The 22,548-nt window shown below is 74.2% G+C and carries 18 protein-coding genes; 10 read left to right on the forward strand and 8 right to left on the reverse strand.

Annotated features, from left to right (window positions below):
- Positions 1–124: 124 nt before the first annotated feature.
- The 3 genes from OKX07_RS13855 (at position 125) to OKX07_RS13865 (ending at position 4,478) form a co-directional block, all read left to right on the forward strand.
- On the forward strand, positions 125–1,960 hold the full coding sequence (locus tag OKX07_RS13855; protein WP_265628654.1) for an ABC transporter ATP-binding protein: 1,836 nt from the start codon (positions 125–127) through the stop codon (positions 1,958–1,960).
- Complete coding sequence (locus OKX07_RS13860; protein WP_265628655.1) at positions 1,957–3,696, forward strand: ABC transporter ATP-binding protein; 1,740 nt, start codon at positions 1,957–1,959, stop codon at positions 3,694–3,696. Before OKX07_RS13855 ends, OKX07_RS13860 begins: the two co-directional genes overlap by 4 nt.
- A gap of 119 nt (positions 3,697–3,815) precedes the next feature.
- Positions 3,816–4,478: a hypothetical protein gene (locus OKX07_RS13865; protein WP_265628656.1), complete on the forward strand. Its 663-nt coding sequence runs from the start codon at positions 3,816–3,818 to the stop codon at positions 4,476–4,478.
- 27 nt (positions 4,479–4,505) lie between these two features.
- On the opposite strand, the gene OKX07_RS13870 is transcribed toward OKX07_RS13865, so the two are convergent.
- The gene (locus tag OKX07_RS13870) at positions 4,506–5,333 is read right to left on the reverse strand and encodes an SURF1 family protein (RefSeq protein ID WP_265628658.1); all 828 of its coding nucleotides are present in this window, start codon (positions 5,331–5,333) and stop codon (positions 4,506–4,508) included.
- Positions 5,334–5,559: 226 nt separating this feature from the next.
- Here OKX07_RS13870 and OKX07_RS13875 point away from each other — a divergent pair, with 226 nt between their 5' ends.
- From OKX07_RS13875 to OKX07_RS13885, 3 genes are all read left to right on the forward strand, one after another.
- On the forward strand, positions 5,560–8,094 hold the full coding sequence (locus OKX07_RS13875; RefSeq protein ID WP_265628659.1) for a phosphoketolase: 2,535 nt from the start codon (positions 5,560–5,562) through the stop codon (positions 8,092–8,094).
- Between the two features lie 108 nt (positions 8,095–8,202).
- Positions 8,203–10,326, forward strand: a complete 2,124-nt coding sequence (gene pta, locus OKX07_RS13880; protein ID WP_265628661.1) for a phosphate acetyltransferase — start codon at positions 8,203–8,205, stop codon at positions 10,324–10,326.
- Positions 10,323–11,543, forward strand: a complete 1,221-nt coding sequence (locus OKX07_RS13885; protein ID WP_265628663.1) for an acetate/propionate family kinase — start codon at positions 10,323–10,325, stop codon at positions 11,541–11,543. The genes pta and OKX07_RS13885 overlap by 4 nt, the downstream gene beginning before the upstream one ends.
- Before the next feature lie 236 nt (positions 11,544–11,779).
- On the opposite strand, the gene OKX07_RS13890 is transcribed toward OKX07_RS13885, so the two are convergent.
- Positions 11,780–13,393 (reverse strand): succinic semialdehyde dehydrogenase, encoded by a 1,614-nt coding sequence (locus tag OKX07_RS13890; protein ID WP_265628665.1) that lies wholly within the window; start codon positions 13,391–13,393, stop codon positions 11,780–11,782.
- 118 nt (positions 13,394–13,511) lie between these two features.
- Between OKX07_RS13890 and OKX07_RS13895 the strand changes: the two genes are divergently transcribed.
- Genes OKX07_RS13895 through OKX07_RS13910 form a run of 4 tightly spaced genes read left to right on the forward strand, consistent with a single transcriptional unit; the run spans position 13,512 to position 16,583 of the window.
- Positions 13,512–14,054: a histidine kinase gene (locus OKX07_RS13895; protein ID WP_265628666.1), complete on the forward strand. Its 543-nt coding sequence runs from the start codon at positions 13,512–13,514 to the stop codon at positions 14,052–14,054.
- Positions 14,055–14,107: 53 nt separating this feature from the next.
- Positions 14,108–14,950: a DUF4097 family beta strand repeat-containing protein gene (locus OKX07_RS13900; protein ID WP_265628668.1), complete on the forward strand. Its 843-nt coding sequence runs from the start codon at positions 14,108–14,110 to the stop codon at positions 14,948–14,950.
- Positions 14,951–14,997: 47 nt separating this feature from the next.
- Positions 14,998–15,759 (forward strand): ABC transporter ATP-binding protein, encoded by a 762-nt coding sequence (locus OKX07_RS13905; RefSeq protein ID WP_265628670.1) that lies wholly within the window; start codon positions 14,998–15,000, stop codon positions 15,757–15,759.
- Positions 15,759–16,583, forward strand: a complete 825-nt coding sequence (locus OKX07_RS13910; protein WP_265628671.1) for an ABC transporter permease — start codon at positions 15,759–15,761, stop codon at positions 16,581–16,583. The genes OKX07_RS13905 and OKX07_RS13910 overlap by 1 nt, the downstream gene beginning before the upstream one ends.
- A 71-nt stretch (positions 16,584–16,654) precedes the next feature.
- On the opposite strand, the gene ptsP is transcribed toward OKX07_RS13910, so the two are convergent.
- Genes ptsP through OKX07_RS13940 form a run of 6 tightly spaced genes read right to left on the reverse strand, consistent with a single transcriptional unit; the run spans position 16,655 to position 22,423 of the window.
- The gene (ptsP, locus tag OKX07_RS13915; RefSeq protein ID WP_265628672.1) at positions 16,655–18,373 is read right to left on the reverse strand and encodes a phosphoenolpyruvate--protein phosphotransferase; all 1,719 of its coding nucleotides are present in this window, start codon (positions 18,371–18,373) and stop codon (positions 16,655–16,657) included.
- Positions 18,370–18,672, reverse strand: a complete 303-nt coding sequence (locus tag OKX07_RS13920; RefSeq protein WP_265628673.1) for an HPr family phosphocarrier protein — start codon at positions 18,670–18,672, stop codon at positions 18,370–18,372. Before OKX07_RS13920 ends, ptsP begins: the two co-directional genes overlap by 4 nt.
- A gap of 53 nt (positions 18,673–18,725) precedes the next feature.
- Entirely contained in the window at positions 18,726–20,258 is a 1,533-nt protein-coding gene (locus tag OKX07_RS13925) for a PTS fructose transporter subunit IIC (RefSeq protein WP_265628674.1), read from the reverse strand.
- The gene (locus OKX07_RS13930; protein WP_265628675.1) at positions 20,255–20,716 is read right to left on the reverse strand and encodes a PTS sugar transporter subunit IIA; all 462 of its coding nucleotides are present in this window, start codon (positions 20,714–20,716) and stop codon (positions 20,255–20,257) included. Before OKX07_RS13930 ends, OKX07_RS13925 begins: the two co-directional genes overlap by 4 nt.
- A gap of 1 nt (position 20,717) precedes the next feature.
- On the reverse strand, positions 20,718–21,665 hold the full coding sequence (pfkB, locus tag OKX07_RS13935) for a 1-phosphofructokinase (protein ID WP_265628676.1): 948 nt from the start codon (positions 21,663–21,665) through the stop codon (positions 20,718–20,720).
- The gene (locus OKX07_RS13940; RefSeq protein ID WP_265628677.1) at positions 21,662–22,423 is read right to left on the reverse strand and encodes a DeoR/GlpR family DNA-binding transcription regulator; all 762 of its coding nucleotides are present in this window, start codon (positions 22,421–22,423) and stop codon (positions 21,662–21,664) included. The genes pfkB and OKX07_RS13940 overlap by 4 nt, the downstream gene beginning before the upstream one ends.
- Positions 22,424–22,548: the final 125 nt, after the last annotated feature.

Below are 22,548 nucleotides of genomic sequence, written 5' to 3' on the forward strand. Positions count from 1 at the left end.
CCACGGCGGGGTTGCACGAGGGCGACCGGCGTGCGGTGCGACCCGCGTGCGGTGCGACCGTCCGCGGTGCGCGCTGCAGTAATTCCTTCAACGATGTCAGGACCGCCCCGTAACGTTGTTCGACGTGCGTTCCCTGCCTCTCGCCGATCCCGGCACCCCGCCGCTGAGCGGACCCACCGCCTACCTGTGGTGGCTCGCCCGGCGCCAGTGGGGCATCCTGCTGACCGCCGTCGCGTGCGGCGTCGTGATGTTCGCCTGCCAGGCGTTCCTGCCCTTCCTCACGGGTCGCGCGATCGACGACGGGCTGGAGCAGGGCTTCGGCCCCGACCTGCTGCGCGCCGCCGGTGCCCTGCTGACCCTCGGGCTCGTCAGCGCCGGCGCCTCGGCGATCGGTCACCGGTTCGACGTCGCCAACTGGCTGCGGGCGGCCTTCACGACGTCGCAGCTGGTCGGACGCACCGCGGCTCGCTCGGGGCACGCGATCACCGCCGAGCTGCCGACGGGTGAGGTCGTGTCGGCCGTCGCCAACGACGCGCTGCGCGTGGGCGAGGTGTTCGCGGTCCTGGCCCGGTTCGTCGGCTCGATCACCGCCTACGGTGCCGTGGCCGTGCTCATGCTCCGGGTCTCCGTCCCGCTCGGCCTCGTCGTGCTGCTCGGGCTGCCGACCGTCGCCGCGGCCCTCGGCCTGCTGGTCAAGCCGCTGCAGCGGCGCCAGACGGCGCAGCGCGAGGCGTCGGGCCGCCTGACGACGCTGGGCGCCGACACCGTCTCCGGCCTGCGCGTGCTGCGCGGCATCGGCGGCGAGTCCGTCTTCACGGGCCGCTACCGGCAGCAGTCGCAGCTCGTCCGGGAGCGCGGCGAGAACGTCGCGGTCACGCAGTCCTGGCTCGACGCGCTGCAGGTGCTGCTGCCGGGCGCGTTCGTCGTCGCGCTCGTGTGGATGGGCGCGCACATGGCGCTCGCCGGCACGATCACGCCCGGCCAGCTCGTCACGACCTACGGTTACGCGGCGTTCCTGGCGTGGCCGGTGCAGAACGCGACCGAGTTCCTCCAGGCCACGACGCGCGCGTTCGTGGGGACGCGCAAGGTGCTCGCCGTGCTGCGCGTCGTCCCGGCCGCCGGTGTCGACCCGGGTACCGCCGCGGTGATGCCGCCGGTGGGTGCCCCGCTGGTCGACGAGGCCAGCGGCGTCACGCTGGAGGCGGGCCGCGTCGTGGCGCTGGTGTCCGCCGACCCCGACGAGTCCGCGCGCATCGCGACGCGGCTGGGTCGGTTCGACGACGCCGCCGAGGCCGGGACCCCCGTCCTGCTGGGCGGGGTCCCGCTGACCGACCTGCCGCTGGCCGAGGTGCGGCGCCGCATCGTCGTCGCCGAGGCGATGCCGCAGCTCTTCTCGGGTGCCCTGGCGACGGGCCTCGACGTGCGCGGCGGCGCGAGCCGCGACGACCTGCTCGCCGTCATCGGCCTCGCCGACGCGCAGGACGTGCTCGACTCCGTGCCCGACGGGCTGGACGGCGAGCTGCCGGAGAAGGGCCGCTCGCTGTCCGGTGGCCAGCGGCAGCGGGTCGCGCTCGCGCGGGCCCTGCTCACGGACGCCGAGATCCTCGTGCTCGTCGAGCCGACGAGCGCCGTCGACGCCCACACGGAGGCACGCATCGCTGCACGCCTGGCCGACGCGCGCCGCGGCCGCACCACCGTCGTGGTCACCGCGAGCCCGCTCGTGCTCGACCACGTCGACGAGGTGCAGCTGGTGCAGGGCGGCGCTCTGGTCGCGCGCGGCACCCACGCCGGGCTGCTCGACGGCGCCGCCGGGCCACGCGTCGCCGCGACGTACCGCGCGGTCGTGGGTCGCCGGCTCGACGACGACCTGCCTGTCGAGGAGTCCTTCGACGACGCACCGGTCGACCTCTCCCCCGCGGCGCTGTCGCCCGCCGACCTGTCCACCGGAGGTGCCGCATGAAGCTCCCCATCGCCGACGCGGCGACCGTGCGCGCCTACGCGGCCGAGCTGCTGCGCCGCCACCGCCGGCCGCTGAGCCGGCTCGCGGTGCTGCACACGCTCGCCGCCGTCGCCGGACTCGCAGGGCCCCTCCTGCTGGGCCGGCTCGTGGATGCCGTCACGCGCGGCACCGACGCGGCGTTCGTCAACACCCTCGTCGCCGTCGGTGCGGTCGCCGTGCTCACGCAGACCGGGCTCATCCGGTACGCGCAGCGCGCGTCCATGCTCTTCGGCGAGAAGGTCTTCGCCGAGCTGCGCGAGGAGTTCCTCGAGACGGTCACCTCGCTGCCGCTGTCCGTCGTCGAGCGCGCCGGCACGGGCGACCTCGTCGCGCGCACCACCAACGACGTCAACAAGCTGCAGCACGCCGTCCGGTTCGGCGTGCCGCGCGTGATCGTCGCGGTCGTGACGATCACGCTGACCATCGTCGCGTGCCTCGTCATCGACCCGCTCGTGTCGGTGGGGCTGTTCGTCGGCGTCCCGTCGATGGTGCTCGTCGTGCGCTGGTACCTGCGGCGCGCGACGCCCGCGTACGTCCGCGAGTCGGCGTCGTACGCGGTGCTCAACGGGACCATCACCGAGACCGTCGAGGGTGCGCGCACGGTCGACGCGCTCGGCCTGGCCGACGCGCGCGAGCGTCAGGTGCACGAGGACCTGCGCGAGGCGTTCGCCGCCGAGCGCGCGACGCTGCGGCTGCGCACGATCCTGTTCCCCGGGGTGGACCTCGCGTTCGTCCTCGCGCCCGTGGCGGTGCTCGTCTGGGGCGGCTACCTCGCCTCCACCGGTCACGTCACGCTCGGCGCGGTGACGACGATCGTGCTCTACGCGTACCAGGTGACGGGACCCGTGTGGGAGCTCATCTACTGGGTCGACGAGATCCAGGTCGCCACCACCGCGCTCGCACGGATCGTCGGTGTGCGGCTCGTCGACCCGGACCGCGAGGAGTCCGACGCGCGCCCGTCCGACGAGCGCATCGCCACCCACGGGCTGCGCTACGCGTACCGCGAGGGGCACGACGTGCTGCACGGCATCGACCTCGACCTCGCACCCGGCGAGCGGCTCGCCGTCGTCGGGCCGTCCGGCGCGGGCAAGTCGACGCTGGGACGCATGCTCGCGGGCATCCACCCGCCCACGGGCGGCACCGCGACCGTCGGCGGCGTCCCCCTGGTCGACCTCCCGCTCGGCGAGCTGCGCGGCCACGTCGCGCTCGTCACGCAGGAGCACCACGTGTTCGTCGGCACCGTCGCGGACAACCTGCGCCTGGCCAAGGTCGAGGCGGACGACGCCGAGATCGAGCGCGCTCTGCGCGCGGTCGACGCCTGGGAGTGGGTGCAGCACCTGCCGGACGGTCTGGCCACCGAGGTCGGGTCGGGCGGCACCGCGCTCACCCCGGCGCAGGCCCAGCAGGTCGCGCTCGCGCGCCTCGTCCTGCTCGACCCCCACACCCTCGTGCTGGACGAGGCGACGTCGCTGCTCGACCCGCGCGCCGCCCGCCACCTCGAACGCACGCTGTCCGCGGTGCTCGCCGGTCGCACGGTCGTCGCGATCGCCCACCGCCTGCACACCGCGCACGACGCCGACCGCGTCGCCGTGGTCGAGGACGGACGGATCAGCGAGATCGGCCCGCACGACGAGCTCGTCGCCGCCGGCGGCGGGTACGCGGCCCTGTGGCGGTCCTGGCAGCACGAGTCCGCCTGAGCACGCGGACACCCGGGCCGCACGACGCACCGGAGCGGTGTGCGAGCATGACCGGCACCCGTCCGACCCGTCCTGCACCGGCACGCCCGCGCACGTACGGCCGACCCTCAGGAGCCTCCGTGCCCGTCCGCCCCCTCCGCCCCGGTCCGCTCGCGGCAGCGCTGGTCGTCCTCGTGGCCGGGGGCTGCGCCGGCACGCCCGCCGATCCCCCGCCCACGTCGGCCGCGCCGATCGAGTCGCCGACGGAGTCGGCCACTCCGGCGCCCGTCGTCCCCGCCTCCGTGCAGTGCCTCGAGTCGGGGGTCTGGGTCGTCGACGCCGCGCGCGAGGCCACGCTCTTCGCCGAGGGCCTGTCGATGCACGCGGCCGACGTGAGCGCCGAGTACACCGGCGAGGCCGTGTACACGTTCGCGGACGGCGTGCTGACGCGCACCTACACGGGGTGGCAGGAGTACTTCTCGGCGATCCTCGACGCCCCCGGGTCTCCGCTGGTCACCGAGACCGCCACCCAGGAGGGCTCGACGACCGCGGCGTACGAGGCCACCGAGACGGACGTCGTGACGCAGGCGGCCGACGTCACGGGCCTGACGGTCACCGTGGCGGGCACGCGGGACGGCGCGCCCGTGACGTTCGACGACCCGGGCGCCAACCGGGTGACCGCCGAGACCGAGGCCCAGACCTGGGCCTTCACGTGCGAGGGCGACACGTTGCGCCTGAGCGAGCGGGACGAGGCCGGTCAGCCGGGCGGGGAGTACGCGACGACCGTGCTGCAGCGGCGCTGACGCCCTGACGGCCGGTGCGGCCGGGCGTCACCCGGTGGTCGGTACCGGGGTCGGGTCCTTCTCGCGCGGCGGGACGGGCACGTCGTCGCCCGGCAGCGGCGGCCGGCCCGCCGCCTCGTCGCGGACGAGCCGCCACCACAGCCCGGCGGCGAACAGCCCGAAGATCCACCACTGGGCCGCGTAGGCGAGGTTCTGGATGTTGAGGCCCGCGCCCGCGCGCGTGGGCGGGTCGAGCCCCTCGAGACCGCCTGCCGCGGCCGGGTCGACGGGGTCGCTGGTCTGCACGACGAGGTACCCGGTGTAGACCGGGCCGCCCCAGACCGACACCAGCTGGGCGGAGCTGATCGCGTCGGTGCGCCCGTCGACGACCGGCGCACCGGCCTCCTCCGCCACCTGCAACCACCCCACGACGTCGACGTCCCCTGCGGGGGCGGCCGCGATGTCGGGGGTCGCCGACCAGCCGCGGACCACGGGCAGCACGGCCGTGCCGTCGGCGGTGGGCACGCGCAACGGCGTCAGCACCAGGTAGCCGTCGGTGCTCCCGTCGTGCTCGCGACCCGTGACGAGCAGCGTCGCGTCGTCGTCGTACGTGCCCGTCACGACCGCCTTGCGGGCGACGAGGTCGCCGGCGAACGTCTGCCCCGGCGCGAGCAGGTCGGCCAGCGGGTCGGGGTCCGCGGTGACGACGCGTGCGGCCTCCCGCTCGGCCGACGCGGCCCCCCGGACCTCCGCGCGCTCGAGCTGCCAGACACCGAGCCGCGCGCAGACGGCGGCCGCGGCCAGCAGCACCACGAGCAGGCCCAGCATCCGCGGGCGGACCGCGGCGCGCAGGAGGCTGGTGGGGGTGTCGGCCACGACCTCACGGTACCCGCCGTGCCGTGCGCGACCGCGCCGCCCGTCGGTCGTCCCGCGTTCACCCCGGGGACCACCGCGATGGTCCTGCGGCGACGTCGTATGTGCGCTTGTATGGCTGTGTCCAGGAGCACAGCCGACGTGGGTAGGACGTCCCACCTCTGGCCACGACCTCACGGAAGGCTGGGGACGACCCAGCCGGAACGGCACTTCCCTCGGGAGGGGACACATGACTTCCACCACCTCGGACCCGCAGCCCGCCACGGGCGCGGCGCCCGTCGCCCCCGGACCTTTCGCCGCCGCTGAGGCGCGGACCGCCTGGCGCACAGGATCGGGTCGGCTCGACGACGCGACCCTGCGGCGCATCGAGAAGTTCTGGCGCGCCGCCAACTACCTGTCGGTCGGCCAGATCTACCTGCTCGACAACCCCCTGATGCGGCGCCCGCTGCACCGCGACGACGTCAAGCCGCGCCTGCTCGGCCACTGGGGCACCACCCCGGGCCTGAACTTCCTCTACGCGCACCTCAACCGCGCGATCGCGGAGCGCGAGCAGTCGACGATCTACATCACCGGCCCCGGGCACGGCGGCCCCGGTCTCGTCGCGAGCGCCTACCTCGACGGCACCTACTCCGAGGTGTACTCCGACATCACGGAGGACGAGGAGGGGATGCGCCGGCTGTTCCGGCAGTTCTCGTTCCCCGGCGGCATCCCGTCGCACGTCGCGCCGGAGACCCCCGGGTCGATCCACGAGGGCGGTGAGCTCGGGTACGCCCTGAGCCACGCGTACGGCGCCGCGTTCGACAACCCGCACCTGCTGGTAGCCGCGGTCGTCGGCGACGGCGAGGCGGAGACCGGACCGCTGGCCACCAGCTGGCACTCCAACAAGTTCGTCAACCCGCAGCAGGACGGCATCGTCCTGCCGATCCTGCACCTCAACGGCTACAAGATCGCCAACCCGACGATCCTGGCGCGCATCGGCGACGACGAGCTGACCGACCTGATGCGGGGCTACGGCCACACGCCGTACGTCTTCGTCGCCGGCTTCGACGACGAGGACGAGCTCGAGATCCACCGCCGGTTCGCCGTGCTGCTGGACGAGGTCCTCGACGACATCGCCGCGATCAAGGCGCGCGCCGCGCAGGGCGACCTGACGCGTCCGATGTACCCGATGATCGTGTTCCGCACCCCCAAGGGGTGGACGGGACCGGCCGAGATCGACGGCAAGAAGACGACCGGCTCGTGGCGTGCGCACCAGGTGCCGCTCGCGAGCGCCCGCGACACCCCGGAGCACCTCGCGGTGCTCGAGGAGTGGCTGCAGTCGTACCGTCCGTCCGAGCTGTTCGACGCGACGGGCCGGCCGGACGCCGAGATCACAGCGCTCGCCCCCGCGGGCGACCTGCGGATGAGCGCCAACCCGCACGCCAACGGCGGTCAGCTGCTGCGTGACCTGCGCCTGCCCGACTTCCGGGACTTCGCGCAGGACGTGCCGTCACCGGGCGCGACGTTCGCGGAGGCGCCGCGCGTCCTCGGCGAGTTCCTCACCGAGGTCATCCGCCGCAACCCGGACAACTTCCGGATCTTCGGCCCGGACGAGACGGCGTCCAACAGGCTGCAGGGCGTGTACGACGTCACGGCCAAGCAGTGGAACGCGGAGTTCTACGGCGGGGACGTCGACGAGCACATGGAGCGCGCCGGTCGCGTCATGGAGATGCTGTCGGAGCACCAGTGCCAGGGGTGGCTCGAGGGTTACCTCCTGACCGGGCGGCACGGCCTGTTCACGTCGTACGAGGCGTTCATCCACATCGTCGACTCGATGTTCAACCAGCACGCCAAGTGGCTGAAGGTCACCAACCACATCCCGTGGCGGCGGCCCATCGCCAGCCTGAACTACCTGCTGTCGAGCCACGTGTGGCGTCAGGACCACAACGGCTTCAGCCACCAGGACCCGGGCTTCATCGACCACGTGGTCAACAAGAAGGCCGAGGTCGTGCGGGTGTACCTGCCGCCGGACGCCAACACGCTGCTGAGCACGTACGACCACTGCCTGCGCAGCCGGCAGTACGTGAACGTCGTCGTGGCCGGCAAGCAGCCCGCACCCAACTTCCTCACGATGGAGCAGGCCGTCGCGCACTGCACGCGCGGCCTGGGCATCTGGGAGTGGGCGGGTTCCGAGGTCAAGGACGAGGAGCCGGACGTCGTCCTGGCGTGCGCCGGCGACGTGCCGACGGTCGAGGTCCTCGCGGCGGCGGACATCCTGCGGCGCGAGCTGCCGCAGCTCAAGGTGCGCGTCGTCAACGTCGTGGACCTCATGCGCCTGCAGGACGCGCGCGAGCACCCGCACGGGCTCTCGGACCGCGAGTTCGACACGATCTTCACCGCCGACCGGCCGATCGTGTTCGCCTACCACGGGTACCCGTGGCTCATCCACCGCCTCACGTATCGTCGCAACGGGCACGCGAACCTGCACGTGCGCGGGTACAAGGAGGAGGGCACCACCACCACGCCGTTCGACATGGTGATGCTCAACGACCTCGACCGGTTCCACCTGGTGATCGACGTCATCGACCACGTGCACTGGCTGCGTGCGTCGCAGGCGGGCCTGCGCCAGCGCATGGTCGACGAGCGCATCCGCGCCCGGGAGTACACGCGCACGCACGGCGAGGACATCCCCGAGGTGCGGGACTGGGTGTGGCCCGACGCGGGCGACGCCGCGTCGAAGGAGGAGATCGCGGCCTCGCTCAGCACGGGCGGGGACAACGAGTAGGTGGACCGACGGGCGAGAGCCTGATGCGGCGGCGTCCGGACCGACGGGTCCGGACGCCGCCGGACGACGACCAGCCCCTCTGCGGGGGCGAACGGAGTGAGCTGCACAGTGGCCAGGACGATCTACGTCATGTCGGCCGAGGGTGACACGGGCAAGTCCGTCGTCGCCCTGGGTCTCGTCGACCTGCTGACCCGCACGGTGCAGCGGGTCGGCGTCTTCCGCCCCGTGGCCCGCTCGACGGACGAGCGCGACTACGTGCTCGAGCTGCTGCTCGAGCACGACGGCGTCGACATCGCGTACGAGGACGCCGTCGGCGCGACGTACGACGAGGTGATCGACGACCCCGAGGGCGCGCTGTCCCGGATCGTGTCCCGGTTCCACGACGTCGAGCGTCGGTGCGACGCGGTCGTGGTCGTGGGGACCGACTACACGGACGTCGCCGGACCGACCGAGCTCGCGTACAACGCCCGCATCGCCGCCAACCTGGCGGCGCCCGTCGTGCTGGTCGTCAACGGGGCGAACCGCTCCCCGGAGGACGTGCACCACGCGGTCGACGTCGCGACGACGGAGATCGTGGCGAACCACGCCCAGGTCGTCGCCGTCATCGCCAACCGCTGCGCGCCCGCGTCGCTCGACGTCGTGCGCGCGGCCCTGGCCGGGAGCGTCTCGGTGTGGGCGCTGCCGGACTCGCCCCTGCTGTACGCGCCGACGCTGCGCCAGCTCATGCACGCGGTCGGCGGGACGCTGACCGGTGGCGACGAGGAGCTGCTGGGCCGCGAGGTGCTCGACGTGCTCGTCGGGGCGATGTCGATCGAGCACCTGCTGGACCGGCTGCAGGACGGTGCGGTGGTCATCACGCCCGGCGACCGCAGCGACGTGGTGCTGGGCCTGCTCATGGCCCACCAGGCCGAGGGCTTCCCGTCCCTCGCGGGCCTCATCCTCAACGGCGGGCTCGCGCCCGCCCCGACGGTCGAACGCCTCATCGCGGGCCTCGGGTCCCGGCTGCCGCTCATCACGACGTCCCTGGGCACGTTCCGCTCGGCGAGCGCGGCCGCGACGACGCGCGGACGCCTGACGCACGACGCGCAGCGCAAGATCGACACGGCGCTCGCGCTGTTCGAGCAGCACGTCGACGGCGCCGAGCTGCTCGCGACGCTGGACGTGCCGCGACCCGAGGTCATCACGCCGCTGATGTTCGAGTACGCGCTGCTCGACCGCGCGCGGTCCGACCGCAAGCACGTCGTGCTGCCGGAGGGCAACGACGACCGCATCCTGCGGGCCGCGTCGACGCTGCTGCAGCGCCAGGTCGCCGACCTGACGATCCTCGGCGAGGAGTCGTCGATCCGGGCGCGGGCGACCGAGCTCGGCCTCGACCTCGACGCCGCCCAGGTGATCGACCCGAAGAACGGCGAGACGCTCGAGCGGTTCGCCGAGGTCTACACCGAGCTGCGCAAGCACAAGGGCATGACCGTCGAGCGGGCGCGCGAGATCGTGTCGTCGGTGTCGTACTTCGGCACGCTCATGGTGCAGCTGGGGCTCGCCGACGGCATGGTGTCCGGCGCCCTGCACACCACCGCGCACACCATCAAGCCGTCGTTCGAGATCATCAAGACGACGCCGGGCGTCGGCAGCGTGTCGAGCTGCTTCCTCATGTGCCTCGAGGACCGCGTGCTGGTCTACGCGGACTGCGCCGTGATCCCCGACCCGACGGCCGAGCAGCTCGCCGACATCGCCATCTCGTCGGCGGAGACGGCCGTGCAGTTCGGCATCGAGCCGCGCATCGCGATGCTGTCGTACTCGACCGGCGAGTCGGGGTCGGGCGTCGACGTGGAGAAGGTCCGGGAGGCGACGCGGCTGGTCCGCGAGCGCCGCCCCGACCTGTCGGTCGAAGGGCCGATCCAGTACGACGCCGCGGTCGACGCGTCCGTCGCGAAGACGAAGATGCCCGACTCGGCGGTCGCCGGACGCGCGACGGTCTTCGTGTTCCCCGACCTCAACACGGGCAACAACACGTACAAGGCCGTGCAGCGGTCGGCCGGTGCCGTCGCGATCGGCCCCGTGCTGCAGGGCCTGCGCAAGCCCGTCAACGACCTGTCGCGCGGCGCGCTCGTGCAGGACATCGTCAACACCGTGGCGATCACCGCCATCCAGGCGCAGGCGCTCGCGCAGGCCGCCGCTGCCGCCGACGTCGCCCCGACCGCTGCCACGATCCCCGGAGGGTCCACCCGATGAGCACGTCCACACCGTCCGAGCAGCACCACGCGAGCGTCCTCGTCATCAACTCCGGCTCGTCGTCCATCAAGTACCAGCTGGTCACCCCTCATGACGGTGCGGCCGTCGCGTCGGGCCTCGTCGAGCGCATCGGGGAGACCGCCGGCGCCGTGAAGCACGTCGCGCACGGCACCACGACGCGCCGCGAGGTCCCGGTGCCGGACCACGGCGCCGGCCTGCGGATCGTGCTGGGGCTCTTCGAGGAGGTCGGACCCGACCTGCAGGACGCGCACGTCGTGGCCGTCGGCCACCGCGTCGTGCAGGGCGGCGACCGGTTCGACGGGCCGGTGCTCGTCGACGCCGCCGTCGAGCACGCGATCGAGGAGCTGTCCCCGCTCGCGCCCCTGCACAACCCGCCGAACCTCACGGGGATCCGCGTCGGGCAGGCGCTGCTGCCGGACGTGCCGCACGTCGCGGTGTTCGACACCGCCTTCTTCCGGCACCTGCCGGACGCCGCCGCGACGTACGCGATCGACGCGGACGTCGCCGCCCGGTACGGCGTGCGCCGGTACGGCGCGCACGGCACGTCCCACCAGTACGTGTCCCGGCAGGTCGCGCAGATCCTCGGCCGCCCCGTCGAGGACCTCCACCAGATCGTCCTGCACCTGGGCAACGGCGCGTCCGCGTCGGCCGTGCGCGGCGGGGTCGCCGTCGAGACGTCGATGGGCATGACGCCGCTCGAGGGCCTGGTCATGGGCACGCGGTCGGGCGACATCGACCCGGCGGTCGTGTTCCACCTGTACCGCAACGCCGGGATGAGCGTCGACGAGATCGACGACCTGCTCAACCGCCGGTCGGGGATCAAGGGCCTGTCGGGTGAGAACGACTTCCGTGCGCTGCACGACCTGGTCGCCGCGGGCGACGCGGGGGCGCGGCTCGCGCTGGACGTGTACCTGCACCGGCTGCGCAAGTACATCGGCGCGTACCACGCGGTCCTCGGCCGGCTCGACGTCATCACGTTCACGGCCGGCGTCGGCGAGAACGACGACATCGTGCGGGCGAGTGTCCTCGCCGGTCTGGAGCCGCTGGGCATCGAGGTCGACGCGGCGCGCAACGACGGCCGCAAGTCCGAGCCGACCGTCATCTCCCCCGACGGCGCCCGCGTCACGGTCCTGGTCGTCCCGACCAACGAGGAGCTCGCGATCGCCCGCCAGGCCATCGAGGTCGTCGGCGCCTGACCCCGCCCCACCGGACTGGATTGCTCTCTCACGCCCGGGGGTGGGAGCCCGCGCGGTGCTGGATTGCTCTCTCACGCACCGGCGTGGGTGTCCCGCCACAACCCGCGCGCGAGAGAGCAGTCCAGCACCCCCCAGGGTGGTGAGAGAGCAATCCAGCACCACCCAGGGGTGGTGAGAGAGCAATCCAGCACCCACCCAGGGTGGTGAGAGGGCGATCCAGCCCCGCTCGGGCCGGGTCAGGGCAGGCGCAGCACCCGCTGGGCGCGGAGCAGGCGGGTGACGACGCGCGGCCAGACGTCCGGGCCGAGCTCGTGGATCTGCCGCATCCCGATCCCCCGGCCCGTGTGGACCCCGCGCTGCGCCACGACGGTCTGCGTCCACGTCGTCTCCCACAGGCCCTCGCGGCCGTGCCGGCGCCCGTGGCCCGACGCCCCCACGCCGCCGATGGGTGCCCCGACGCTGCCCCACAGGACGTGGTGGGTGTCGTTCACGGCCACCGCGCCGGCCCGGACGCGCGCCGCGAGCGCCCTACCGCGGGCGGTCGAGAGGGTCCACACCGCGGCGACGAGGCCGAGCTCGGAGTCGTTCATGGCGGCGATCGCCTCGTCGTCGGACGCGACGGGGTAGACCGCCACGACGGGCCCGAACGTCTCCTCGCGGTACGCGCGCGCCGTCGGTGCCACGTCGACCAGGACGGTCGGCTCGTAGAAGAACGCCCCCAGGTCGGGGCGCTGCGCGCCCCCGACGAGCACGGTCGCGCCGTTGCCCACGGCGTCCTCGACGTGCTCGACGACGCGGGCGAGCTGGTCGGGCCCGACCAGGGAGCCCATGTCGGCGCGGTAGTCCAGCCCGGCTCCGAGGCGCAGGTCGCCCGTGCGGCGCACGAGCGCAGCGACGAAGGCGTCGTGCACGTCCTCGTGCACGTAGATCCGTTCGATGCTGGCGCACAGCTGGCCCGACGACCCGAAGCAGGCGCGCACGGCACCCTCGGCGACGGCGTCGACGTCGACGTCCTCGGCGACGTACATCGGGTTCTTGCCGCCGAGCTCGAGGGTCACGGGGACGCCCAGCTCGCCGGCACGGCCGGCGAAGACGCGCCCAGCCAGGGTCGAGCCCGTGAAGCCCGCGTGGTCGACGTGCTCGAGGAGGGCCATGCCGACGTCGGGGCCGCCGACGACGACCTGCAGCAGGTCCGGGGGCAGGCCCGCGTCGTCGAGCAGCTCGGCGGACCACAGGAGGGTCAGCGCGGTCTGCGGGTCGGCGCGCAGCAGCACGGCGTTGCCCGCCACGAGCGCGGGCAGCGCGTCGCCGAGCCCGAGGGACAGCGGGTAGTTCCACGGCGTGACGATCCCGACGACGCCCAGGGGGTGGCGCAGGACGCGCGCCGAGGTCAGCGGGCCGACGAGCCCCCGGACGGTGCGCGCGGCCAGCAGCCGGCGGGCCCGCAGCGCGTAGTACCGCGCGGCGTTGGCGACGTCCCCGAGCTCCTCCCACGCGTGGGTGCGGGCCTTGCCGGTCTCGACCTGGAGCAGGTCGAGGACGTCGGACTGCCGCTCGAGGAGCAGGTCGTGCGCGCGCAGCAGCACGGCGGCGCGCTCGGCGACGGGCCGGGCCGCCCACAGGCGCTGCGCGGCGCGGGCCCGGCGGGCGGCGTCGGGCAGGTCGTCGGGCGCGGTCAGCGGCACGGCGGCGATGGGCGCGCCCGTGAAGGGGGCGATCGACGTGGACGTCGCGTGCCCGGGACTTGCGACCGCGCGCGCCAGCAGCGGGCGCACGTCATCGGGCTCGAGCACGTAGGTGGCGAGCGGGTCGGTCTCCGGGTCCTGCAGGTCGGCATGCTCGTGCGCCATCGCGTCAGGTTACGCCGGACGCCGGAGGGGCGGGGATGACGCGCCGCGCGCGGACCGCTGGAGGGGTGACACCATGATGGTGTTGCCATGACACCATAAATGGTGTCATGATGACGTCATGGACCTCACGCGCTACGTCGACGACCTGCGGGACCGGCTGACGGCGGCTGCCGACATCGGTGGCGACGACGCACGGCAGCTCGCCCAACGGCTCACCACGCCGCTCGACGCCGCCGTCCGTCTCGTCCTGCTCGACGCCCTGACGGAGGCCGCCGGCGAGATCTCCGCCGAGCTCGCGCCCGGCTCGGTCGACGTCCGGCTCCGCGGAGGGCTCCCGGAGTTCGTCGTCGACGCGGGCACGCACGCGGACCCGGCCGGGGCGTACGCGCCGCCGCCTCCCCCGCAGCCCCCGACCACGACCCCCGCCCCGCCGACGCCCCCGGCGACCGACGACGAGGGCACCACCACCCGCACCACCCTGCGCCTGCCCGACCACCTCAAGGCGCAGGTCGAGGTGGCGGCCGCCCGCGACGGGCTGTCCGTCAACTCCTGGCTCGTGCGCGCCGTCGCCGGCGCGCTCGAGCACCCGACCGGCCGCACGGCACCCCAGCCGCGCACCGACCCGCGCGCCTCGAACCGCCTCACCGGCTGGGTGCGCTGAGCACCCCGCTCCACCGCCACGACCGCCACCCCGACGCACCCCTGGAGACCCGCATGCCCACCTTCCCTGCGCCCGCGCCCGTCCCGGTCGTCGTGGACGTCCCGTTCGGCAACCTGCACGTCGTCGCCAGTGAGCGCGACGACGTCGTCGTCACCGTGCTGCCCGCCGACCCCTCCAAGGCCGGCGCCGTGCGCGCCGCCGAGGAGACCCGGGTCCAGCTCGAGGGCGACACCGTCACGATCGTGTACCCGGCCGCGTGGCGGCAGTACGTCATGCCGTTCTCGGCCGGCGGCGCGCAGGTGACGATCGAGGTGCCCACCGGCTCGGACCTGCGCGGCAAGGCCGGCACGCTGTACGCGGAGGGCCGGCTCGGCAGTGTCGACCTCACCCTCAACGGCGGCGACGCCCGGCTGGACGACGTCGCACGCCTCGACCTCAACGTGACGGCGGGCTCCGTCGTCGTCGGGCAGATCACCGAGTGCACGCACGTCCGGGCGGGTGCCGGCAGCGTGCGCATCGCCGGGCTCACGGGCGACGGCGAGGTCCACGCCCGCAACGGCAGCACGTCCGTCGGTGCGCTGACCGGGACCCTGCAGGTCTCCGGCGTGCACGGCGACGTCGTCGTCGGCACGGTGCGCGGCACGCTCACCGCCAAGGCGGCCGCGGGCGGCATCCGCGTCGAGCGCGTCGAGTCCGGTGCGCTGACCCTGACGACGTCGTACGGCTCGATCGAGGTGGGCGTGCCGCAGGGCACGGCCGCGTGGCTCGACGTCGCGTCGAAGCACGGCACCGTGCGCACCGACCTGACCCCGGGCGACGGCCCGGCGGACGACGACGCCACCGTCGAGATCCACGCCGGCACCGGCTACGGCAACGTGCTGGTCCGCCGCCCCTGAACGACCCGCCCCACCACCGGCAACCCGAGCCCCCCAGGAGGAGAACCATGACCAGCGAGCCCGCCGTGGACGTCCGCGGCCTGCGCAAGTCCTACGGCGACCTGACCGTCCTCGACGGCGTCGACCTGACCGTCGCACCCGGCACCGTCACCGCCCTGCTCGGCCCCAACGGCGCCGGCAAGACCACCATCGTGGGCATCCTGTCGACCCTGCTGTCGCTCGACGGCGGCAGCGCCCGGGTCGCCGGGCACGACGTCGTCACCCAGGGTGACGCGGTGCGACGTGCCATCGGCGTCACCGGGCAGACGTCCGCCGTCGACGACCTGCTGACGGGCGCCGAGAACCTGCGCCTCATGACCGCGCTGCACCACCTCGGCCGGCGCGCCGGCCGCGAGCGCGTCGACGCGCTGCTCGCGCAGTTCGGCCTCACGGACGCCGCCCGCAAGCCCGTCTCGACGTGGTCGGGCGGCATGCGCCGCAAGCTCGACCTCGCGATGACGCTCGTCGGGTCGCCTGCCGTCGTCTTCCTCGACGAGCCGACGACGGGCCTCGACCCGCGCAGCCGCCGCACCCTGTGGGACGAGGTGCGCGCGCTCGTGGCGGCCGGGACCACGGTCCTGCTGACCACGCAGTACCTCGAGGAGGCCGACCACCTGGCGGACCGCGTCGCGGTGCTCGACGGCGGCCGCATCGTCGCCGAGGGCACCCCCGCCGAGCTGAAGTCCGCGCACGACGCGGGCTCGCTCGACGACGTCTTCCTGCGCCTCACCGAGCCCACGTCCGCCTCGACCAGCAAGGAGGTGGCCTGATGACCACCGCGACGATCGCCCCCACCGCCGGCGCCCGGCCGCTGACCGACATGCTCACCATGCTGCGGCGCAACCTCCTGCGCGCCGTGCGCTACCCCGCCCTGACCAGCTTCACGATCGTGATCCCCGTGCTGCTGCTCCTGCTCTTCGTCTTCGTGTTCGGCGGGGCGATCGGCGCGGGGGTGACGCCCGGCGTCGCGCCCGGGGCCGAGGGTCGCGCGGCGTACCTCGACTACATCACCCCGGCGATCCTGCTGTTCGCGGTCGTCGGCGCGGCGCAGAGCGTGGCGATCACCGCCGCGATGGACGCGCACAGCGGCATCATGGCGCGCTTCAAGACCATGGCGATCTCGCCCGGCTCGGTGCTGGGCGGTCCGGTGCTCGGCACCGTGGTCCAGGGGCTCGTCGCGGTCGCGGTGGTGCTCGTGCTGGCCGTGGCGCTCGGCTTCCGGACGGGCGCCGGGGTGCTGGACTGGGTCGCGCTCGTCGGCCTGGTCGCGCTGGTCACGTTCGCGACGACCTGGCTGTGCGTGGCGATGGGGCTCGCGGCGCCGTCGGTGGAGACCGCCTCGAACACCCCGATGCTGCTGACGGCGCTGCCGTTCCTGAGCAGCGGGCTCGTCCCGGTGGAGACGATGCCGGCCGCCGTGGGCTGGTTCGCCGAGCACCAGCCCTTCACGCCGATCATCGAGACGATCCGCTCCCTGCTCGCGGGCACCACCCCGGACGGCTCGACGACGCTCCTGGCGATCGGGTGGTGCGTGGTCATCGCCGCGGTCGGCTACGCCTGGTCCCGCGCCCTCTACCGCCGCGAGCGCCACTGACACGGCGCTCGCACCAGGAAGTGTGAAGGGTTGTTGCCGTCCTCCGGCAACAACCCTTCACACTTCTGGTGTCACAGCGCCAACGTCGCCCGGACCTCCGCGTCGACGAGCGCCAGCGCGGCGGCGCGGGCCTGCGTGGCCGTGCGGGCACCCAGGGCCGCGTCGGCGATCTCCTCGCAGCGCTGCTGCGTGTGCCGCCGCAGGGCGTGCCGCACGGCGGGCAGCGCGCCGGGCGCGGCGGACAGGCTCGTGACGCCCAGCCCGACGAGCACGAGCGCCATCAGCGGGTCGCCGGCGGACTCCCCGCACACGCCGACGGGCTTGTTCGTGGCCCGTCCGGCGCGGGCGGTCGCGGCGACGAGGTCGAGCACCGCGGGCTGCCACATGTCGAGCAGGTCGGCCAGCTCGCCGCGCAGGCGGTCCGTCGCCATCGTGTACTGCGCCAGGTCGTTGGTGCCGAGCGACACGAAGTCGACCTCCGCGAGGATGTCGGCGGCCCGCAGCGCGGCCGCGGGCACCTCGACCATGACGCCGACGGTCGCGACGCCGGCCGCGCGGGCCCGCTCCGCGAAGGCGCGGGCCTCGTCGGGCGTGGCGATCATCGGGGCCATCGCCCAGGGCGTCGACCCCGTCGCCTCCTGCGCCCGGACCAGCGCTGCGAGCTGGGTGTCGAGCAGCTCGGGGTGCGCGCGGACGAGCCGGTAGCCGCGCACGCCGAGCGCCGGGTTCTCCTCGTCCGGCAGCGTGGCGAACGCGAGCGGCTTGTCGGCGCCCGCGTCGAGCGTCCGCACGACGACCTTGCGTCCGTCGGCCGCGCGCAGCACCGCGGCGTAGGCCTCGGCCTGCTCCTCGACCGTCGGGGCCACCTGCCGCTCGAGGAACAGCACCTCGGTGCGGAACAGGCCGACGCCCTCGGCGGCCGTCCCGACGCGGGTCGCGTCCGCGGCCGTGCCGATGTTGGCGAGCAGCGCGACGGCGTGCCCGTCGGACGTCGCGCCGGGTGCCGTGTCGGCCGCGAGGACGGACTCGGCGGCGCTGCGACGCGCGTACGCGTCCCGCACGGCGTCGTCCGGGTGCGGCTGCACGGTGCCGGCAGCGGCGTCGACGGCCACCTCGGTGCCGTCCTCGAGGTCGGTGGCACCGGCGACGCGCACGACGCACGGCAGGCCGAGCTGACCGGCGATGATCGCGGTGTGCCCCGTCGGGCCGCCGAGCTCGGTGACGATGGCCAGCACGTTGGCCAGGTCCAGCGCGGCGGTGTCGGCGGGGGCGAGGTCACGCGCCACGACGACGGACGGGCGGTCGAGGTGCGGCACGCCCGGGTCGGGCAGGCCCAGCGCGCTCGCCACGACGCGGTCACGCACCGAGCGCAGGTCGGTGACCCGCTCGGCGAGGTACCCGCCCGCCTGCTCGAACATGCCGGCGAACATCTGCACGACGCCGTCGATCGCCCCGACGGGCGGCTCCCCCGCGTCGACGCGGGCGAGCACCTGGCTGCGCAGGGCCGTGTCGTCGGCCATCTGCGCGGTGGCGGCCAGGACGTCCCTGACCGTGCCGGACGCCCCGGCGGACTGCTCGCGGAGCCGCGCCGCGACGTCGCTGAACGCGCGCTCCACCGCGGCGTGCACCTGCGCGACGCCCGCGGTCTCACCGTCGACGACGAGCGGTGCGTCGGGCGGCACGACCGGCGCGGGCCGCACGCGGGCGACGGGCCCGACGACGGCGCGTCGTCCGACCCCCACGCCGTGCAGCACACCGCCGGCCGGTGCGCCGAGCGTCTGCGCGGTCATGACGCCGCCTGCGTCGACGACCCGGGCGCCTCGGGGGCGTCGAGGTCGGTGGCCAGGAGCTCGACCAGCCCGTCGAGGACGCGGTCGGCGTCGGGGCCGTCGGCCGCGAGCGTGACCTCCTCGCCGTGCGGGATGCCGAGGGACATGACGAACAGGATGCTCGACGCGTCGACCGGCGTGCCGCCGGCCTTCGCGATGGTGACGGGGACGCCGCCGGCGGCCACGGCCTGGGTGAACAGCATCGCGGGGCGGGCGTGGAGCCCGACGCGGGACGCGACGGCGACGGTGCGCTCGGTCATGGTGCTCTCCTTCGAGACGACAAGGCTTCGGGACGACTGGTGGGTGGGGTCCGTCAGGCGGACCGGGCGACGAGGGCGTCGTCGCGCTGCTCCTCGGCGGCACGCTCCGCACGGACGACCGGGTCGTGCGCGAGCGTCTTGAGCACGACGACGATCGCCGCGGTGACGAGCGTGCCGACGACGACAGCACCGAGGAACGCCAGCGGGTTGCCGATCAGCGGCAGCACCCAGACGCCGCCGTGCGGGGCGACGAGGGTGGACCCGGACGCCATGACGATCGCGCCGGTGATGCTGGACCCGACGACCGAGGACACGATGACGCGCCACGGGTCGGCGGCCGCGAACGGGATCGCGCCCTCGGAGATGAACGACGCGCCGAGCAGCCACGCGGCCTTGCCGTTCTCCTGCTCGACGTGGGTGAACAGCCGCTTGCGGACGGTCGTGGCGAGCGCCATGGCCAGCGGTGCGACCATCCCCGCCGCCATGACCGCGGCCATGATGCGGTACTGCGTCGCGTCGGACGCCAGCCCCTGCGTGGCCAGGCCCGTGACGGCGAACGTGTAGGCGACCTTGTTGATCGGGCCGCCGAGGTCGAAGCCCATCATGGCGCCGAGCAGGATGCCGAGCAGCACCACGCTGGACCCGGACAAGCCGTTGAGCCAGCTCGTCAGCCCGTCCATGGCCGCGGCGATGGGCCGGCCGACGAGCACGAGCATGACGATGCCGACGATCGCGGAGGACAGCAGCGGGATCACCACCACGGGCATGATGCCGCGCACGCCCTTGGGCACCTTCCAGCGGCTGATCCACAGGGCGAGACCACCGGCGAGGAACCCGGTGACGAGGCCACCGAGGAACCCGGCGCCGACGAACACCGCGGCGGCCCCGCCGACGAACCCGGGCACGAGCCCGGGCCGGTCGGCGATCGCGTAGGCGATGAACCCGGACAGCACCGGCACGAGGAAGCCGAACGCGAGCTGGCCCGTCGCCAGGAGGATCACGGCCCAGTGCTGCAACGACAGCGGGTCGAACGCGGCGACGACCTCCGCCGCGTCGACGCCGGTCACCTCGATCGCGCCCTCGGCGCCGCCCCACGCGACCTGCGCGAGCATGAACGACACCGCGATGAGGATCCCGCCGGCGGCGACGAACGGGATCATGTACGACACGCCCGTCATGAGCCACTGCCGGATCTTGGTGCCGGCCCCGGCGTCGCGCGCTGCCGACGAGGTCGGGGCAGGGGTACCGGCCGGCGTCTCCCCCGCGCCGGCCGGCACCCACGCCTCGACCGCGGCGACGGCAGCGGCGATCACGCCCGGCGCGTCGTGCACGGCCTTCTTCACCCCGACGTCGACGAACGGCTTGCCGGCGAACCGCTGCTTGTCCTTGACCTCCAGGTCGGCGGCGTAGACGACGCCGTCGGCCGCGGCGATGATCGCGGGGTCGAGCGGCGTGGAGCCGGCCGCGCCCTGCGTCTCGACGTGCACCTCGTGCCCGGCGGCCTTGCCGGCCTGCTCGAGCGCCTCGGCGGCCATGTAGGTGTGGGCGATCCCTGTGGGGCACGAGGTCACCGCGACGAGCCTCATGCCGGCACCACCTCTCGGGTGACGATCTCCGCGACGGTGTGCGCGTCGGGCGCCTCGAGCAGCGAGGTGCGGAAGGACTCGTGCACGAGGCGCCGTGCCAGTGCGGCGAGGATCTGCAGGTGGTCGGCGTCACCCGACGCGGGCGCCGCGATGAGGAAGACGAGCCGCGCGGGCCCGTCCGGGGCTCCCCAGTCGACGCCCTGGGCGAGCTTGCCGACGGCGAGGCTCGGCGCGACGACGTGCTCCGAGCGGGCGTGCGGCAGGCCGATGCCGCCGGGCATGCCCGTGGCCATCTGGGCCTCGCGCGCGGCGACGTCCGCGGCGAACCCGTCGGCGTCGGTCACGCGTCCCGCGGCGACCAGCAGGTCGACCAGGTGGCGCGTGACCTGCGTGCGGTCGGTGGCGGCCAGGTCGACGGCGACCAGGTCGGCGGTGATGAGCGGGGTGGTGGTGCTCATGTCACAGCTCCTTGAGTGCGAGGTGCGGATCGGGTCCCTCGACGACACGGACGGCGTCGAGGTCGAGCTGCGCGGGGGCAGGGACCTGCGTTCCCGGTAGCAGCACCGCGGCGCGCCCCCACGCCACCGCGGTCCGGAGCTTGTCGGCACACGTGCCGGTGCCGGCGAGGAAGCCGGCGAGCGTCGAGTCGCCGGCACCGACGGTCGACAGCGGGACGAGCGGCGGGCCGCCGGCCCACCAGGTGCCGTCCGCCCGCACCAGGAGCGCACCGTGGGCGCCCAGGCTGACGAGGACCGCGGACGTGCCCTGCGCGATGACCTCGCGCGCCGCGTCGGTGACGTCGCCGACGGTGCGGAGGTCGCGACCCACGAGCTCGGCGAGCTCGTCCTCGTTGGGCTTGACGATGCTCAGCCCGCCGGCGCGCACGGCACGGGCCAGCGGTGCGCCCGACGTGTCGAGCGCGACGGGCACCCCGTACCGCCCGGCCAGCCCGGCGAGCCGCACGAAGAACGCCTCCCCGGCGCCCGCGGGCAGCGAGCCGGCGGCGACGACGACCCGCGGTGCGGCTCTGAGCTGGTCCTCGACGGCCGCGAGCAGCGCGTCGACCTCGGCGTCGGACAGCCGCGGGCCGGGGGCGTTGACCTTGGTGGTCGCGCCGTCGGCCTCGACGAGCGTGATGTTGGTGCGGGTGTCACCCGCGACGGGGACCGCGACGGCCGGCACGCCGTGCTCGCCGAGCAGCGCGACGAGCCGCGCACCGTCGGCGCCCCCCGCCGGCACGACCGCGAGCGCCGCGACGCCGTGCCGGGCGAGTGCCCGGGCGACGTTGATGCCCTTGCCCCCGGGGTGCACGTGGGTCTCGCGCGCCCGGTTGACCTCGCCGACCTCGAGCCGGTCGACGTCCAGCGCGCGGTCGAGGCTGGGGTTGGGGGTGACGGTGACGATCATGCGCGCACCACCCGGGTGCCGGCGGCCTCGATCTCGTCGGCGAGCTCGGGCTGCACGTCGGAGTCGGTGACGAGCACGTCGATGTCGGCGAGCGCCGCGACGCGCGCCAGGTCGACGCGCCCGACCTTGGTGTGGTCGGCCAGCACGACGGTGCGTCGGGCGGCCGCGACGAGTGCGCGCTTGACGGCGGCCTCGCCGAGGTCGGGCGTCGTGACGCCGTGCTCGGCGGTGATGCCGTTGGCGCCGAGGAACGCGACGTCGACGTGGATCTCGGCGAGGTCGCGCAGCGCCCACGACCCGACGGCGGCGAGCGTGCGGCCGCGCACGGTGCCGCCGACGAGGTGCAGCGTGGTGCCCGGCCGCGTCGCGAGGACGGTCGCGACGGGCAGCGCGTGCGTCACGACCACGAGCTCACGGTCGGTCGGCAGCAGCTCGGCGAGGCGCACGGTGGTGGTGCCGGCGTCGAGGATGACGGCGCCGCCGTCGGGCAGCTCGTCGAGCGCGGCCTTGGCGATGCGCTCCTTCTCGCCGGACAGCTGGCCCTCCCGGTCGGCGATCCCGGGCTCGAACCCCAGCCGCTCGACCGGGATGGCACCGCCGTGGACGCGGCGGACGAGTCCGTGGCGCTCGAGAGCGGTGAGGTCGCGGCGGATCGTCTCGGGGGTGACGTCGAGCTCGACCGCGAGCCCGGTGACGTCCACGCGACCGTCGGCCCGTGCCCTCGTGAGGATCTGCTGGTGCCTCTCGGGTGCGTACACATCAACTCCGTCGTCCCGTGCCGCCGGGTGGGCATCGGATTCCAGGATCACCCCGATGGCCACCTCTGTCAACCTATTCGGACATACTCGGAAGTCGAAGAATGTCTGTTCATGTGGGAGACCAC

The organism is Cellulomonas sp. S1-8, from assembly GCF_026184235.1.
Classification (GTDB): domain Bacteria; phylum Actinomycetota; class Actinomycetes; order Actinomycetales; family Cellulomonadaceae; genus Cellulomonas.